Genomic DNA, 17,084 nt, shown 5'->3' on the forward strand with positions numbered 1-17,084 from the left:
AGCGCTCTCCTTACTCTTCAATATCAGGTTTTGTTAAATGATTTCCTTCTTTTAAATGCTTAAACCGTGTTTGTTTTTGTGCTCTGGCACTCGCAGGTCGCAACGATTGTAGTCGGAATGGCAAACGAAAAAATGAATCCTTTAAGTCTGCAATACGTAAAGGGTAGATGGGTGTTAAATATGGCTTTCCAAGAGAAGTTAATGCTAGAAGATGACTTAAGAAAAGCGCGAAGCAGGCAGCCACTCCTAAAAATCCTAACCACTGAGCAGCTAAAATAAATGGGAAACGAATTAAACGAATCGTGTTGCTCATCTGGTAAATAGGTGTGGTAAAGGAAGCGAGTGCTGTTAGGGCAACAATGATCAGAAGGATATTACTCGTTAATCCAGCGTCGACTGCAGCTGTACCAATAACGATCCCTCCAACAATCCCGATGGTCTGACCAATTTTTGTTGGTAAGCGTGCGCCTGCTTCTCGTAAGAGCTCAATAACAAGTTCAAGGATAATCGCTTCAAAGACCGGAGAAAAAGGAATCCCGCTCCTGGATGAAACCAGTGTATTCAGTAGGTTCGTTGGAATCATTTCATAATGATACGTTAAAATCGCCACGTATAAAGCGGTTGATAAAATGGAAAACAGAATCGCAAACAAACGAATTAACCGAAAGATCGACGCGATTGGCCATGGGAGAAAATAGTCTTCAAATGCAGAGAAAAATTCTACGAATGAAGTGGGTCCCGTTAAAGCGTGAGGTGAACCGTCTAGGAGTAGAACAACTTTTCCTTCAGCTAGAACGGATGCAACCCGGTCCGGACGCTCCGTATCAATTAACTGTGGAAAAACAGAGTTTGAATCATCAGCGATAAATTGAGCGACAAAGGAACTGTCTACAACCTGATCAAACTGAATATCTTGAACCCTTTGAGTCATCGTTTGGACAATTTGCTCATCAGCAATCCCGTGAAGGTACAAGATTGCTGTTCTGGTCTTACTTAAATCACCCACTTTATATTCCTTTACAACGAGCTCGGGAATAGGCAATCGTTTTCGGACTAGATTTAGATTCGTTTGTAGCGATTCAACAAAGGCCTCTTTGGGTCCAACCACACTAAATTCTACTTCGGGTAAGCTGACTGAACGAGTCTCAGCGTGTTCTGCTGGAATAATAAGAAACAATCCAGGTTCACGTGAGGACTGAATAACAATGGCTCCACGCATGAATGAATCCATTAATGTTTCAATTGAGTTGGACAACTCAATCTTTTCGATAGGGATGAGATCTCTTAATTCACTAAGAGATGCGCCAGGATGATGTGTTAAAGACACTAGCACTTCATCATGTAGGAGCTCTGGCTTGATAATAGATGAAAAGTAATAGAGGGAAAACGAGTTATGCTCTACCTCCTCAAAGTCAAAGGAAAGACTGCAAAGCGCTATTAAATCATCAAAGGATTGTATAGTCTGCTTAGGCATTTGAGTAAGCTTTTGATACAAACGCTTTTGTTTCCATTTTCTAAGCACGACAATCCCTCATCCCTCAACACGTATTCTTTATACATTGTGTGATAAGGGGTAGATTTATGCATGTATCATGGTCTGAAAGTTCGGCAAGATTGAAAAAATAAAACGGCAAATGATTCTAAGATTGAATCATTTGCCGTTTGTATTTTGTTCTATCCTTGCTCAAGTGTTAGCTGATAATGATAAAACTCCATGTCGCGAACAAACCCATGCTTTTCATACAATCGTTGAGCGGCATGGTTATCAATAGCAGTGCTTAAGCTTAAACGAAAAATGTGATGCTGCGACAAAGTGTCTTTAACCGCTTGAAGTAACTGGTCACCAACTCCACGTTTACGTGCAGATTGGGATACATATAGGTCATTTAAAATAAAGGCCTTTTGCATAGCAATGGATGAAAAGGTTGGATAAAGTTGAGCGAATCCAAGATACTCATTACCCTCCTTTGCAAGGATGATGATGGAATCTTGATTTGTTAGACGCTCTGTTATGTAAGAAGTGGCCCCAGATAGGTCTGTTTTCTGTTGATAGAACTCACGGTACTTGTTGAATAAGTGTGAAACAGGTTCTAGGTCTTTGAGTGTAGCGTGATAAATGTCCATAATTTCCCCCTATAAGACTAGTTTTTCTAAGTGTATAGAAAAAGTAAGAAAATAACAATATGTGATGGAGGGTCTTATCCACATATGTGTAGTGACAATATCCTTTATGTTTTATGCACATGTGGATAAGCTGCTAGTCATCAAGATTTGACGTATAATTAGTTGATTTCAAGGCAATTGAATAATCAAAAAGTTGATCAATCCATAGGCAGGCTGCTCCAACCATATCATTTATGAAGATAACTTAAGAATATGAATAGACAATTCTTATTGAATTAATAAACGCATTACTATAGGGACTTCATATTATTTGCTGCAATCATTCTTTTACAAAATGATGTAGCTTAATTGAGGACATTCTTTCCAATTGTCATCTTATCTTCCTTTTTCTATTCATTTGTATTATGATATTAGAATTACATTTACTATTAGAAAGTATATTTTATTTTAAATGACTAGATAAAGAGAGAAGGGTTACAATTGGAACGAAAGACGAGAAGTACAAGAAGGAAGAAGAAATGGCTTAAAATAACGGCTTTGCTAACAACACTAGTTGTATTGCTTGTTTGCTCTGGTGCAGGTTATCTATATGTGAAAGCAAATCAAGCGGCATCCAAGTCCTTTTCTGAGTTGGAACGTGGAGAGAAATCAGAACTTCGTACGCAGCCAGTAGATATCGGAAAGGATAATTTTTCTGTGTTACTTATGGGGGATGATGCAAGACCGGGTGAAGAGCATGCGAGGTCTGACGCGATGCTTGTAGCTACCTTTAACAAAGAGAAAAAGACAATTATTCTTACAAGTATTCCTAGAGATTCTTATGTTGACATTGTAGGTAAAGGGAAAATGGATAAGATCACTCACGCTAATGCATTTGGTGGAGTGGATATGGCAGTTAATACCGTTGAACAATTACTTCAAATTCCAATTGATCATTATGCGATTGCAAAGTTTGATGGATTAAAAGACATTGTTGATGCATTAGGTGGAATTGATGTGGATGTGGCCTTTACTTTTGACTTCACTGAAAAAGGAAAAACACTTCACTTTACGGAAGGACCTTCCCATCTTAATGGTGAAGAGGCGCTTGCTTATTCAAGAGAACGAAAAAATCCGAAAGCAGGCGGAGATTTTGGTAGAGGTCAACGACAACAGCAGGTGCTTGAGGGAATTATTAATGAGGCAGCATCGCTTAGTAGTATACAAAACTATGATAAACTATTTGATAGTCTAGGTGGCAATCTAAGGACTGATCTGACGTTTGCGAATCTACTATCTTTACACGGCTATGCAACCTCCCTAGTTGATATGGAAACTGTTCAATTAGAAGGCACGCCTTTCCGTGGTAACGACGGAATTAGTTATGTACGAGTAAACGATGATTCCTTACAAGCCATCCAAGCGAAGTTAAAAGAACATTTAGATCTTCAATAAGGATGTGGGGGATAGATTGTCATGAGTGATTTGTATGAAATGCCGAGCTCTGCTTCACTAGATGATACAGATAAGTTAATTATCTCAATGCTTCATGAGAATTCCAGAGTTTCGTACACAGACATTGGCAAACAAGTAGGCTTATCACGAGTTGCTGTACAAATGCGCATTCAAAACTTGGTGGAACAAGAAGTAATCGAACAGTTCACCGTTGTTGTGAATCCGGCAAAGATGGGGATTCACGTTTCGGCATTCTTTAATGTAGAGGTCGAACCACAGTTTTTAGATGAGGTTGCCCAAAAGCTAGAAAATGAAAATGCTGTGTCCAGCTTATATCTGATGTCCGGACCTAGTAAGCTGCACATGCATGGAATTTTCTCCACTCAACAGGAGATGGAGCAATTTTTAATTCATACCATTTACCCTTTAAAGGGTGTAGTCAGTGTTGATTGTCAAATGCTCTTAAAGCGGTACAAGAGCAGGATGGGGATGAAGCTGTAGGCGCTTCGCATGAATATTGATAGGTAAATAAAAAAGTTGTCCACATGTGGGCAACTTTTTTATTAGTCTGGATGTTTGTCCATGAAGGATATCGTTATTTTCTTTAAATAAAAATGCAAGCATCTCTCGTTGTGAAATGCTTGCTTCTTTTATTCATTATGGCTTTTAGGTTGCGAAGCTTTCGTTTCCACCGTACTCGTCATGCATTTCCCCGACAATTTCTGTTAGGATGTCCTCCATGGTAACAAGCCCAATGATCGAACCTTGCTTGTTTTTGACAGCTGCCATGTGAGTGCGCGTTTGCTTCATTTTTAAGAATACATCTTGTATGAACATCGATTCCCGCACTTGTGGAATATGGTGTAGAAACTGCTCAATCCCACCATTTCGTCCTGCGGCAATACTTGTTAGCATTTCTTTTGTATTTAGAAACCCAATTAATTTTTGATTCTTAATTACAGGATATCGAGTGAAATCATATTGATTTAAAACCTCTAAAATTTCATCAAGATTCATTTCTGCTTTGAGCATGATGACTTCATCTTTTGGTACCATGATTTCACTTAATGTTCGTCCATCAAAAGAAAAGAAATTCTCCAGATAGGCAAGCTCTGTTTGGTTGATTTCTCCGCCTTTATAGCTTTCCGATACAATGAGCTTTAATTCTTCCTCTGAATAGACGGTTTCATGACCAGCTGGCTTCACTCCAAACCAACCAAGAATCTTTTGAGCTGATCCATTTAGAATTCGGATAAATGGGCCCATAATGACACCAAACCAATAAAGTGGAGGTGCCAGAAGCAAGGTCAACCTCTCAGGGAATTGAATGGCCAAGGTTTTAGGTGCTAATTCACCTATAACAACGTGAAGAAAGGTCACAATCGCTAGGGCAATCGCATAAGAGAGCGCTGTTGCCAGGGCAGCGGGAACACTATACGCTTCAAAAAGCGGTTGAAGAATTCGTTGTACGGTCGGTTCACCTAAAGCTCCGAGAATTAACGCAGTGATTGTGATACCCAGCTGACAAGCTGATAAATAGTAATCAAGTTCATGTGCAACTTTTTTTGCTAAAATGGCCTTCTTGTTTCCTTCAGAAATCAGCTGATCGATTCGAGACATACGTACTTTAAGGATGGCAAATTCTCCACCTACAAAAATAGCAGTCAAGAATATAAAAACAGCTACAAGAAATAAGTTTACGTAAATGAGTGAGTCCAATTATTCCCTCTATTGAAAGAGGGATTCACCTCCATGGTTGTTGTGTGCTTTTAGGCTTGTTCTAATTGAGTATTGTTCATGCGTTGCTTAAACTTAACTTTTTTAATTTGATGGTTATCCACTTCAAAAATGGACCAAAGATGCTCCTGAAGCTTAACTTGAGTATGTTGATGAGAATCGACAATCGCTTGGGTTTTATATTGAATCCATCCACCGATTGTATCGATATTGTCGCGTTCATCAAATTGTAAGCCGAACTGTTCTTCCAAATCATCAAGTAGAACGCGACCACTAATGACATATTCGTCTGAACTTACTTTTTCAATATCTGCTTCTTCATACTCATCAAACTCATCACGAATCTCACCAACTAATTCTTCAATAACCTCTTCCATCGTGACAATCCCTGATGTTCCACCGTATTCATCCATGATGACAGCCATATGGACTTTCTCCTGCTGCATCTTTAGCATGACATCTTGAATGCTTGTTGCTTCTAAAATAAATGGCAGATCACGCATATAGGCCATTATATCAAGGTCTTTTCCAGCGACAATCGCTTGAAGCATTTTCTTGGCATTTACAACTCCGATGATCTTATCTTTGTCGCCGCCTTCAATGACAGGGTATCTAGTAAAGTTGTACTCATCAAGCACAGCAACTAGTTCTTCCTTCGTCATATCCTGATGAATGGCTACAAACTCGGTTCGCGGAACCATGATGTCTTTGGCGACGCGCTCATCAAATGAAAAAACGTTCTCCATATATTGAAGCTCTTCCTTATCAATCTCTCCGCCATGATAGCTTTGCGTCATAATAATCTTAAGTTCTTCCTCTGTATAGGTCTGTTCATGACCAGCCGGCTTTACACCAAATATTCTTAACAACACGCGCGAAGCACCGTTTAACGTTAAGATAAATGGAAACATGATCTTTCCGAACCAATACAGGGGCGTAGCAAGAAGTAATGTCATCCTCTCAGAAAACTGAATCGCCAATGTCTTTGGAGCCATTTCTCCGACAACCACGTGAAGATAGGTAACAAGAAGAAAGGCGATCGCATAAGAGATCACTGACGTCATTGAATCTGGAACATTCAAGAAATTAAACACGGGATACATGACACTGCTCACTGCGGGCTTCCCAAGAGCACCAAGCCCTAAAGCCGTTACTGTAATACCTAACTGACAAGCTGATAAGTAATAGTCTAGATTTTCGGTTACCTTTTTGGCTATAACTGCTTTTTTGTTGCCTTCTGCAATTAACTGTTCAATTCGTGAGCCACGAATCTTAACGACGGCAAATTCAGATGCCACAAAGAAAGCGGTTAGTGCTAGTAAAATGACAAGTAGAACAAGATTAACTATTGTAATTAAATCCAATTATTTCCCTCAGATGAGGGATTCACCTCCAACAGAATTAAAAACTCTTACCGACCAATGATTCATACACGTTCATATGAGTCTATCTTTTTGTCAGGGAGATAAGTTTAGTTACAACAGCAGAATTCTGTTCTTTAGCCATCCTCTTACTTATTAGTTTGTTACCTATAGATTAGAAGAAGGGATGAACAGAAAGCCTGCTATTGTATGTTCTCATATGAACAACAAGAGTGCAGCTTACTTCTTCCAAGTAACGTGTATGCAATATCGCCTTCCCAATGTACGTTCCTCCATTCTTTCTTCAAAATAAATTGTTAACACTAATATGGAATGGCAAAAAATGAAACGGTTTTCACTCTTGCCACAATAGTGTTGAGAAGAGTATACGGATTTTTTCGATGTAAAAAAAGTAGGTACATAACTTTTACATAAAAAATTTACAATCTCGTAATATAAGATTATTCAATTTGTCATGAATGGAAAGTAAATACACCTATATGAGGGGATAAATGGTGAAAAAGAGGGCGGGACATAACATTAATGTATCAAATAAAACACGAATAGCGACTGATTCACACGTTGAATCAATCGCTATTTTCTAGTTCATTTTTGAGTTATGTCCCAAACCTTTTTCTTTTTATGGAAGTGATCATGTAGAGTAGAAGACTCACGGCAAGCATTGAAGCTCCAAGTATTGTCCAACTACCTGTATTGGTTGCTGTTTCTGGAAGTGCTCCGCCCTCTGTGGCTCGTGCTTCGGAAGACGTCATCTTGTTCTTGAAATCCGACTTGCGGATCATCCCATGAATCCCTTTTGTCTGATCGACTACTTGGGAAACCTCATAATCGGTGGCTGCACTTAAATAGGCATAAGCCTTGGCACGATCCATTCCAAGTTCGGTTTCCAAAAAGTCAATTGAACGTCTTGTAGCATCCTTCATCGCTTCATTTAAGTCAGGATCCAAGCCAATCGGAATCCAAAATTCATCTGTTTCACCAAATGGGTGAGTAAAGGCTGAGCCATCTCCTGGTATGGCTTCATCCCCATTCTTTAGCACCGTTAAACGAAATGTCGTGCGAAGAGAGGCTTCAAGTGCTGTTAAGGCTACTTCACCATCTCCTTGAGCGAAATGAGGATCACCTGTGTAGAAGAGAGCACCAGCTACTTCAACAGGAAGATAGAGTGTTGATCCTTCGGTTAAATCATTGATATCGATGTTTCCACCTGTATGAGTAGGTGGAACTGAATGCACCATTTCGTCGGTATCCGTCGCAACACCCATCATCCCCATAAAAGGATCAATTGGAAACTGAACATCCTCGCCTAAAATTTGGCCAAACCACTGGCCATCTATGTATTCAATAGGTGTAAATAACGAAACATTGTTATAAAGTTCTGGGTTTTCTGCGCTGGCTCCTTCCTGGGGTCCATCATTCTCAGGAAATTCGTCTGGAAGTGTTCCTTTGTAGTGACGATTTGAAATCACGCCGTAAGGTACACGTGGCGTTAAAGATAGGATGTCTACTTTTAAGACGTCTCCGGGTTCGGCTCCTTTTACAGCAATAGGGCCAGTAACGATATGAGGTCCATGGTCATCAAAATCGTGATCAATATCTGATTCGGCAATGGCAACAGCCTCATCCAGAACATGCTCCTCATTAATTCCGTTTTCGCCAAAGAAATGAAGTGGATCTCTACCTTGGTCTTCCAGCAATCCTTCATGTGATACCGTATCAATCGTAACGGTTTCTCCAGACTCAATTTCCATCACAGCACTTGCTTGTTTGTTTGGCAGGTGCCCCCACGTAATGGTATCGAGTGACGAGGATAAAAAGTGATCACCGTCTTTTTTGTACGGGTTGTCTTTATTCAGCGGAAAAGGAATGGATTCGGCTTGCGCACTCAAGGGAAAAGAAAGAAGAACAGTTAATGCACCTAAAAATGATAACGACTTTATATTCATGATGATCACTCCTATCGTTGATCGTTACACGTTAGCACTTTAAGATGAATTGTATGTTGGGAAACAGAGATTATCTGACAAACAATTAAAGTGTTTTTACTATGAAGTGTAAATGGCTTATTATCTTCTATTCTAATAATATTCGTGGTAGCATAAAGATTCATCATTATGAAAGCGGTTTATATCGAGGTCGTTGATAATCATATAGTCTTAAGAAATTATTTTGGAGGAGTCGTTTTGTATGACTAGGCACACATTGTGGTACGAACAGCCTGCGAAGGAATGGAACGAAGCGCTACCCGTTGGTAATGGATCTTTAGGTGGTATGGTATTTGGAGAGATCTTAAAAGAAAAAATTACCTTAAATGAAGATACTGTTTGGTATGGTGGGAAACGAGACCGGAACAATCCAGATGCCCTAACAAATCTTCCAAAAGTAAGAGAACTCCTATTTGCGGGCAAATTAAAAGAGGCAGAAGAGCTGGCGGATTTAGCGTTAACCGGTGTGCCTTACACTCAAAGGCATTATGAGCCTTTAGGAGAACTGCTTTTACACTTTAAGCATGAAAGCTCAGAGTTCAAACATTACAAACGAGAGCTAGACTTAAAGAAGGCATCCGCAATAACTACGTATGAATGCAATGGAGTCACGTATAAGCGAGAATTAATCACAAGCTACCCCGATCAATCCTTGATTCTAAGGCTGACTGCATCAGAGTCTGAATCGATATCATTAAACCTAATGTTTGATCGGGAGAAAGCGACTTGTTTAGATGAAGCCAATTCAGAAGCAGGCCATTATCTAAGTATGAGTGGTGTAACCGGTGGAAAAGATGGAATTGGCTTTCATACGATTTTGAAAGCGATACCAGTTGGAGGAGAAGTATACACGATTGGAAATCGACTTGTTGTGAAGAAAGCTGATTCCCTTACAGTGGTCTTAGTAGCATCAACAACCTTTAGGCAAAAGGATCCTGAGACATGGTGCAAAGAGCAGGTGAACCGGGTAGCTCAAAAATCATATGATCAGTTGCTGGTAGATCATATTCAAGATTATCAAGCGTTGTATGAAAAGATGGAGCTTGAGCTAGTTGATGATAACAGTTTGAAAAGTATGCCAACTGATCAGAGGCTTCAACGAATGAAGGATGGTAAATCCGATAATGGATTAATGAACCTTTATTTTCATTTTGGTAGGTACTTACTTATTTCATCTAGTAGACCAGGCTCGCTGCCTGCGAATCTTCAAGGAATTTGGAATGCAGAGATGCTCCCACCGTGGGATAGCAAATTCACCATTAATATAAATACGCAAATGAATTATTGGCCAGCGGAAATATGTAATCTATCTGAATGTCATCTTCCTTTATTTGATTTAATTGAACGAATGAGAGTAACGGGGAGGGAAACGGCTCAATCGATGTATGGATGCAGAGGGTTTGTCGCACACCATAACACGGATATCTGGGCAGATACGGCTCCGCAAGATTTATATATGCCAGCAACCAACTGGACGCTTGGTGCAGCATGGCTCTGTTTACATCTGTGGGAGCACTATGAGTTTACAGGTGACCGTGAATTCCTCAAAAAAACCTATGAAACCATGAAAGAAGCGGCTCTTTTCTTTGTTGATTTTTTAGTAGAGGACGATGCTGGACAACTTGTAACAGCGCCATCAGTCTCACCAGAAAATCGATACCTTCTTCCGAGTGGAGAGTCTGGCACACTTTGTATTGGTCCTGCCATGGATAGTCAAATCTTATATGCTCTATTCTCAAACTGTATTCGCGCAACAGAATTATTAGATGAAGATCACCAATTTGCGACAGAATTAAAAGAAATAAGGCGTCGATTGCCTGAAACGGTTATTGGCAAGAACGGACAGATTCAAGAATGGCTTAAAGACTACGAGGAAGCTGAGCCGGGGCATCGTCATATTTCTCATTTGTTTGCCTTGCATCCGGGTAATCAAATTGTTCCGCACTCAACACCTGAGCTTGCAGCTGCAGCTATCCAAACACTTGAAGGTCGGTTGGCGCATGGTGGGGGTCATACTGGATGGAGTCGGGCTTGGATTATTAATATGTGGGCCAGACTTGGTCAAGCAGAGCGTGCATACGAACACATGACAGCGTTGTTAAACCATTCGACTTTACCTAACCTTTTTGATAATCATCCTCCATTTCAGATTGATGGAAACTTTGGAGGGACGGCTGCAGTCGCCGAAATGATTCTGCAAAGTCATAATGGAGAGATTCACTTATTCCCAGCCCTTCCTTCGAGCTGGGCTACAGGATCGGTTAGAGGGATTAAGGCAAGAGGTGGGTTTGAGCTTACCCTCCAGTGGGAGAGTGGACACCTCTCAAAAGGGGAGATTAAAAGTCTTCTAGGTGGACATTGTGTCATCCGAAGCGCTATACCGCTGATTGTTAAATGTGAAGGGAAACAACTAGTACTCAACGAGATGGAGCAAGATGTTTACCAATTCGAATCAGTTAAAAACCAAACCTATCAACTGGTTAAAGCATCAGAATTGTAAACAAGTAAGGCTCTATGTTTCAGACATAGAGCCTTACAATTATTCTTCAATCATTTTTAGAATGCGCGCAGGGTTTCCACCTACAACGGCGCGCTCAGGTACGTCCTTTGTTACAACAGCTCCTGATGCAACCACTGCATTGTCACCGATGTTCACACCCGGATTGATGATGGCTCTTCCGCCAATCCACACGTTGTTCCCGATGGTCACAGGCTTTCCGTACTCTAAGCCGCTTGCTCGCTCGATTGGATCAAGAGGGTGAGTCGCTGTATAGATATGAACTCCTGGTGCAAGCATACAGTGATCTCCTATAGTAATGGGGCACACATCTAAAAATACACAATCAAAGTTAGCAAAGAAATGTTCTCCTACATGAATGTTGGATCCGTAGTCACATTGGACATTTCCTTCTATATGAATCTGTTGTCCAGTACTACCAAACAGTTCCTTTAAAAGACTCATCCTCACCATTTGATCAGTCTCCGCATTAAATTGTCGTGTAAGTACTAGGGCACGGAGGTGCTCCTGTTTTAGCTCTGCATCTGAGGGGTCGTACATTTCTCCGGCAAGCATTTTTTCTTTTTGAGATTTCATATTAAACTCCTTATCATATGTTTTTCTATACGCTACACTAGCATTATGAGAGAACATAAGCTAGTAAGCTTGCGAATAAATTAAGATTGTGTGCTATTCTAGATCGGGTGTTTTGAATTAGGTTCATTTTTTTAGAGAAACAAGGGTTGAGAGAACAAGAGAGAAGGGGTAATTTTGGAACAACAAATAGTAGGGAAGAAACGTCTTGGTCTTGCGTTTCTTCTAGGAATGTTAGCTGCATTTGGACCACTTACCATCGATATGTATTTGCCGAGTTTTCCTGATATTACCGTAGGATTAAACACTTCGGCATCACTGGTTCAATTAAGTTTAACAGCTTGTTTGTTAGGATTGGCTGTTGGTCAATTAGTTGTGGGGCCGTTAAGTGACGCAAAAGGGAGAAAGAAACCTTTAGTTGTATTTATTATTTTATATGTACTCGCATCGTTAGCCTGTGCATTTGCACCGAACATTTACTTTTTAATTGTTGGACGATTTCTCCAAGGCTTTACGGCAGCTGCGGGTATTGTTATCTCACGTGCGGTTGTCCGTGACTTATTTAGTGGACGTGAGCTAACCAAATTCTTCTCGCTTCTTATGTTAATAAATGGGTTGTTTCCTATCATGGCGCCTGTTTTTGGAGCCGGTGTATTGCTTGTTCCTGGGGCAACGTGGAACTGGGTATTCATTGTGTTGGGCATACTTGGCTTGATTATTGTATCAGCAGTTTCATTTAAATTAAAAGAAACATTACCGGTGGAAAAGCGAGTGCCAAGCTCAATCGGGGCAACACTAGGAACGTTCTCTTATTTAATTAAGGACCGATTATTCATGGGACTGGCGCTCACTCAAGGCTTAATGACAGGTGGGATTTTCGCCTATGTATCAGGAACACCTTTTGTGTATCAATCCATCTATAACGTCAGTCCTCAAATGTTTAGTGTGTTGTTTGGCGTAAATGGACTCGGAATTATTTTTGGTACACATTTAGTGGGACGGTACGCGGGTATTGTGCCAGAGAGGGTATTCTTAAAAGTAGGGTTGATCATAGCTGTTGTTGCTGGTGCATTCCTATTTGTTATGACGATGCTTCAAGGTCCGCTTCTTTCAATAGTAATCCCTATCTTCTTCTTTGTTTCCATGATCGGAATGGTGGGGACTACATCCTTTTCACTTGCGATGGAGACGAAGGGCGAACAAGCAGGGAGTGCCTCTGCTTTACTTGGATTGCTGCCATTCGCCATTGGAGCAACAACTGCTCCACTCGTTGGGATTGCCGGTGAAGAAACAGCCGTTCCTATGGGCTTTATCATCTTCATTATGAGCGCAGGTGCCTTCCTGTCGTTTACGTTCTTGGCGAAAGGCGGTCGTGTGAAGGAAGAACAAGCATGATATAGGAGGTGACTGGTTAGATGAACACCATAATCTTCATCCTTTCAATACTTGTTTTTTTGGTTCTCCTTTTTATTGTCATAGAGAAAGCCGTGCAAAGAGGCATCGATTCATCAAGCGTTGGCCGAACCATTCAAAAGAAGTTAGACGATACGGATAGGAAAGATAAAAGATAACAAAGCTGAGCGAATGATCGATTCGCTCAGCTTCTTTGGTTTATTTACTATTTACTTCTCTACTTTTTAACGTGAAGAATGTAATGACAAAGCCGATCGTTAACGTGAGTAAAACGCCTATGATCGCATACCAGAAGTAAGGGCCTACATAAGCAACCAGACTTACTATACTCGATAAGATGTATCCATAAATACGAACACCAAGTATGGCAAAGAACGTTGCTCCAATAATACTAGCTACCGTACAAGCTATAAACGCTTTCCGATATTTAATTAGGACTCCAAATAAAGCTGGTTCCGTAATTCCAAGTAATGCTGAGATACCGGCTGATAGAATGACCGACTTTTCTTTTTTTCCTTTCGCTTTAAAGAAAACAGCGAATGTTGCTCCTGCTATAGCCATGTTGGTCATAAAGAACATAGGCATGAGCATATCAAATCCATTATCAGCAAAGTTTTGTAATGCAATCGGTGTCATTGCGTGGTGCATTCCAAACACGATAGCAATCGGGCGAATTCCCCCTACCACACTTCCTGCAAGAATGGGTGAAAGGTTAAACAGCATCTCAATGAATGAAGCGAGTAAGCTTCCCACATAGGCTCCTAGTGGTCCCGTGGCAATTAAAGCAAATGGAATAGCAATAAATAAGGTTAATGTCGGTGTAAATACAGTTCTTAATACACTCGGCATAAACTTGTCGACATATTTTTGAATATAGCTTAATGCCCATACAGATAGGATAATCGGTATAACGGTTGCACTGTAATTAATTACTGGTACAGGAAGCCCGATAAAAGTGAATTGGCTGATCTCTCCCAATTTTGCAGCATCCAGCAAAGAAGGATACATAAACCCACCTGCTACAGCTAAAGCAAGATATTGATTGGTTTTAAAAATATTTGCAGCAGAAGCCGCTAGGAAAAATGGTAAAAAGTAAAAGACCGCGCTTGCTACTAAATCAAGAATAATGACCGCATCACTCTCTGCATTTAATACCTCAAGAGCAATGAGTCCAGCTAAAATTCCTTTTATCATACCAGCTCCGGCAATAGCCGGAACAATTGGTCCGAAAACTCCTGATACTACATCAAGAAGGGCACCGAAAAATCCTTTCTTTTTGGAAGATGGTTGGCTTTGAATATTTTCTTCTATTTCAAGCTCGTTTATTAATGCTTCATGAACCTTTTGAACATGTGTACCTATAACGATTTGGTATTGATCATTTGTTAGTTGATCACCCATTACACCATCAAGGTCTTTAATGTCTTCTCGCTTTATTTTTGAAAAATCATGCAAGTCAAAGCGAAGTCTTGTCATGCAGTGCCATACTTTTTTAATATTATGTTCTCCGCCTACATATTCAATAATATGTTTGACGTTTTTCGTATCACTCATAGTGCCAGCCTTCCTTCTATTCGATTAAGATGATCATCTTTACTCGCTTATCGTAGCACACCGAACATTTATTGAAAACGGTTCAAAAAACACCAATTTTCTTATAAAACCTTGATAATAAAGGGTTTTTGAGATTATTTGTTCAAATTGGTATGGTAAATAGTGAGGATTAGTACGTATTTTCTGACCAAATTGACCCGTAAAAATTGGTATGCTTTAATCAACGTATTGGATAACATGAATCATTATATTTAGATAATATCGATTGAATAGCTATGTACTAGAAAGAAAAAGGAGTAACGACGATGAAGCCTAATCTCATAACAAATGTAGAAGCATTTGTTACTAATCCACAGCGTCATAATCTGGTTGTTGTAAAAGTAGAAACAAGCGAAGGTTTGACAGGATATGGCTGTGCTACCTTCCAACAGAGGCCATTGCCTGTACAAATGGTGGTTGAGGAGTACCTTAAACCAATTCTACTGAATCGGGATGCTCATGATATTGAGGATCTTTGGCAAATGATGATGGTCAATTCATATTGGAGAAATGGTCCGATCCTTAACAATGCCATCTCGGGTGTAGACATGGCTCTTTGGGATATTAAAGCGAAGCTAGCTAACATGCCCCTTTATCAATTATTTGGAGGCAAATCAAAGAGTGCAATTGCCGCTTATGCCCACGCAGATGGATTAACAATTGAAGAACTCTTTACGAATGTAGATCATTTGATTCAACGAGGATTCAAACATATTCGCTGTCAGTTGGGGTTATATGGTGGAAAAAATCATGATATGCATATGCCTACTACGAGACTGGATGGAGAATATTATGATCCAGACATCTATATTCAAGATGTCGTTCAAATGTTTAAAGCTCTTCGGGAGAGATACGGCTACGGCATTCATTTCTTACATGATGTTCATGAACGCCTTTCTCCTAATCAAGCCTTGCAGCTTGCTAAAGATTTGGAGCCGTATAAGCTCTTTTTCTTAGAGGACATTCTACCACCAAACCAAAATGAGTGGTTAGCTCAGTTAAGAAGTCAGTCTACTACTCCGATTGCTACAGGTGAGTTGTTTAATAATCCTATGGAATGGAAAGATCTTATCATTAATAGAAGAATTGATTATATCCGCTGCCACGTTTCACAAATTGGGGGGATTACTCCGGCATTGAAACTAGCTGCGTTATGTGATGCTTTTGGCGTGCAAATTGCTTGGCATGGCCCATCTGATATGACGCCTATTGGAGTCGCTGTTAACACGCATCTGAATATTCACCTTCATAATGCCGCCATTCAAGAGGTTCAAGAACCTGGTGAAACCATTAAAGAAATGTTCAAGCATTCGGTAGAAGTAGAAAAGGGTTATATCTACCCTATAGATCGGCCTGGGATTGGTGTTGGCTTTGACGAAGCACTTGCTAAGGAGTATCCAGTTAAATATAGAAAGCATGAATGGACTCAATCAAGATTACCTAACGGATCCATCCATACACCTTAATCGTAAGAGCATGTTCCAAAGGAACCAAATGGATGGTTTCCTTTTAGGAGCGGCTCTTATTTGCTAAACTAAACTCAAATCAATGAGATAGCTGGTGGAGTGATATGACAAAAACTGAATTTGTATCAGATGACCTTCTAAGTAAGATCTATCAAAATAAGTATAGTCCCGGTGAAAAGCTTCCAACAGAAAGGGATCTTGCCACTCATTATCAGGTTTCACGTTATACCATACGGCACGCAATCAAAAAACTCCTTAATATAGGATGTGTTCGTGTAGTCCAAGGCTCAGGTATCTTTGTAACTGATACGAAATACAAAAGTCCGCTTATTTATAATTCCTTAACTGAGAAGAAGTTTAATGAAATTGAATCTAAGATTATCCACTTAAAAAAAGTTCAAGCTACCCCATTACTTGAAAAGACGTTTGATCTTAAACAACAGGATCTATGGGAGTATAAACGAATCCGTATAGTTGATTATCAAAAGGTTCAAATTGAAACATCATTATTGCCGTTTCATTTATTTCCGGACCTTACTGAAGAAATTTTAGCCAAATCTGTTCACCACTATGTTCAGCAATGTGGTTTTCATATCTCGCATTTTATTACAACATATAGTGCCGTCTCTATTACAAGAGACGAAGCTGCATTATTAAATTGCAAAAAAGGTATACCTGCAATGAAAATCATGAATCGGGGGATTCTGGATGATGGAAGAGTTTTCGAATATAGTGAGCTTGTAAATCTTGATTATACCGTCTCCTATTTTACTCCGTTTAACAGTGAGCATCATCAGCAACGTTTAAATAGAGATTAATTAAGAATGCACGATAAGCATAGCTGAGCGGATTTAGACGC

The 17,084-nt window shown here is 40.0% G+C and carries 14 protein-coding genes; 7 read left to right on the forward strand and 7 right to left on the reverse strand.

Annotated features, from left to right (window positions below; all coding sequences use genetic code 11):
• Positions 1–10: 10 nt before the first annotated feature.
• Together JNO66_RS07930 and JNO66_RS07935 are read right to left on the reverse strand one after the other, a co-directional pair.
• Positions 11–1,474, reverse strand: a complete 1,464-nt coding sequence (locus JNO66_RS07930; RefSeq protein ID WP_203088387.1) for a spore germination protein — start codon at positions 1,472–1,474, stop codon at positions 11–13.
• 200 nt (positions 1,475–1,674) lie between these two features.
• Entirely contained in the window at positions 1,675–2,124 is a 450-nt protein-coding gene (locus JNO66_RS07935) for a GNAT family N-acetyltransferase (protein ID WP_203087731.1), read from the reverse strand.
• Between the two features lie 480 nt (positions 2,125–2,604).
• Between JNO66_RS07935 and JNO66_RS07940 the strand changes: the two genes are divergently transcribed.
• Both JNO66_RS07940 and JNO66_RS07945 read left to right on the forward strand, forming a co-directional pair.
• Positions 2,605–3,558 carry an LCP family glycopolymer transferase gene (locus JNO66_RS07940; protein WP_246483211.1) on the forward strand — a complete coding sequence of 318 codons (954 nt, stop codon included), beginning with the start codon at positions 2,605–2,607 and terminating at the stop codon, positions 3,556–3,558.
• 21 nt (positions 3,559–3,579) lie between these two features.
• Positions 3,580–4,059: an Lrp/AsnC family transcriptional regulator gene (locus tag JNO66_RS07945; RefSeq protein ID WP_203087732.1), complete on the forward strand. Its 480-nt coding sequence runs from the start codon at positions 3,580–3,582 to the stop codon at positions 4,057–4,059.
• A 165-nt stretch (positions 4,060–4,224) separates the two neighbouring features.
• Here the strand turns inward: JNO66_RS07945 and JNO66_RS07950 are convergent, their stop codons facing one another.
• The 3 genes from JNO66_RS07950 to JNO66_RS07960 form a co-directional block, all read right to left on the reverse strand.
• A complete protein-coding gene (locus JNO66_RS07950) occupies positions 4,225–5,277 on the reverse strand; it encodes a hemolysin family protein (protein ID WP_203087733.1) in 1,053 nt (350 codons plus the stop codon).
• Between the two features lie 50 nt (positions 5,278–5,327).
• Complete coding sequence (locus JNO66_RS07955) at positions 5,328–6,659, reverse strand: hemolysin family protein (protein WP_203087734.1); 1,332 nt, start codon at positions 6,657–6,659, stop codon at positions 5,328–5,330.
• A gap of 614 nt (positions 6,660–7,273) precedes the next feature.
• Entirely contained in the window at positions 7,274–8,623 is a 1,350-nt protein-coding gene (locus JNO66_RS07960; RefSeq protein WP_203087735.1) for an acetamidase/formamidase family protein, read from the reverse strand.
• 241 nt (positions 8,624–8,864) lie between these two features.
• Here JNO66_RS07960 and JNO66_RS07965 point away from each other — a divergent pair, with 241 nt between their 5' ends.
• Positions 8,865–11,162 carry a glycosyl hydrolase family 95 catalytic domain-containing protein gene (locus JNO66_RS07965; protein WP_203087736.1) on the forward strand — a complete coding sequence of 766 codons (2,298 nt, stop codon included), beginning with the start codon at positions 8,865–8,867 and terminating at the stop codon, positions 11,160–11,162.
• A gap of 39 nt (positions 11,163–11,201) precedes the next feature.
• Here JNO66_RS07965 and JNO66_RS07970 read toward each other — a convergent pair whose 3' ends face one another.
• Positions 11,202–11,756 carry a sugar O-acetyltransferase gene (locus JNO66_RS07970; RefSeq protein WP_203087737.1) on the reverse strand — a complete coding sequence of 185 codons (555 nt, stop codon included), beginning with the start codon at positions 11,754–11,756 and terminating at the stop codon, positions 11,202–11,204.
• Positions 11,757–11,930: 174 nt separating this feature from the next.
• Here JNO66_RS07970 and JNO66_RS07975 point away from each other — a divergent pair, with 174 nt between their 5' ends.
• Both JNO66_RS07975 and JNO66_RS07980 read left to right on the forward strand, forming a co-directional pair.
• The gene (locus JNO66_RS07975) at positions 11,931–13,148 is read left to right on the forward strand and encodes a multidrug effflux MFS transporter (RefSeq protein ID WP_273753224.1); all 1,218 of its coding nucleotides are present in this window, start codon (positions 11,931–11,933) and stop codon (positions 13,146–13,148) included.
• 20 nt (positions 13,149–13,168) lie between these two features.
• Positions 13,169–13,324 carry a hypothetical protein gene (locus JNO66_RS07980; RefSeq protein WP_203087738.1) on the forward strand — a complete coding sequence of 52 codons (156 nt, stop codon included), beginning with the start codon at positions 13,169–13,171 and terminating at the stop codon, positions 13,322–13,324.
• 40 nt (positions 13,325–13,364) lie between these two features.
• On the opposite strand, the gene JNO66_RS07985 is transcribed toward JNO66_RS07980, so the two are convergent.
• A complete protein-coding gene (locus JNO66_RS07985; RefSeq protein ID WP_203087739.1) occupies positions 13,365–14,720 on the reverse strand; it encodes a PTS transporter subunit EIIC in 1,356 nt (451 codons plus the stop codon).
• 305 nt (positions 14,721–15,025) lie between these two features.
• Here JNO66_RS07985 and JNO66_RS07990 point away from each other — a divergent pair, with 305 nt between their 5' ends.
• Together JNO66_RS07990 and JNO66_RS07995 are read left to right on the forward strand one after the other, a co-directional pair.
• Positions 15,026–16,225 carry an enolase C-terminal domain-like protein gene (locus JNO66_RS07990; protein WP_203087740.1) on the forward strand — a complete coding sequence of 400 codons (1,200 nt, stop codon included), beginning with the start codon at positions 15,026–15,028 and terminating at the stop codon, positions 16,223–16,225.
• A gap of 104 nt (positions 16,226–16,329) precedes the next feature.
• Positions 16,330–17,043 carry a GntR family transcriptional regulator gene (locus tag JNO66_RS07995; protein WP_203087741.1) on the forward strand — a complete coding sequence of 238 codons (714 nt, stop codon included), beginning with the start codon at positions 16,330–16,332 and terminating at the stop codon, positions 17,041–17,043.
• The last annotated feature ends 41 nt before the right edge of the window (positions 17,044–17,084 follow it).

The organism is Alkalicoccobacillus gibsonii (assembly GCF_016798245.1).
Lineage (GTDB): Bacteria > Bacillota > Bacilli > Bacillales > Bacillaceae_D > Alkalicoccobacillus > Alkalicoccobacillus gibsonii.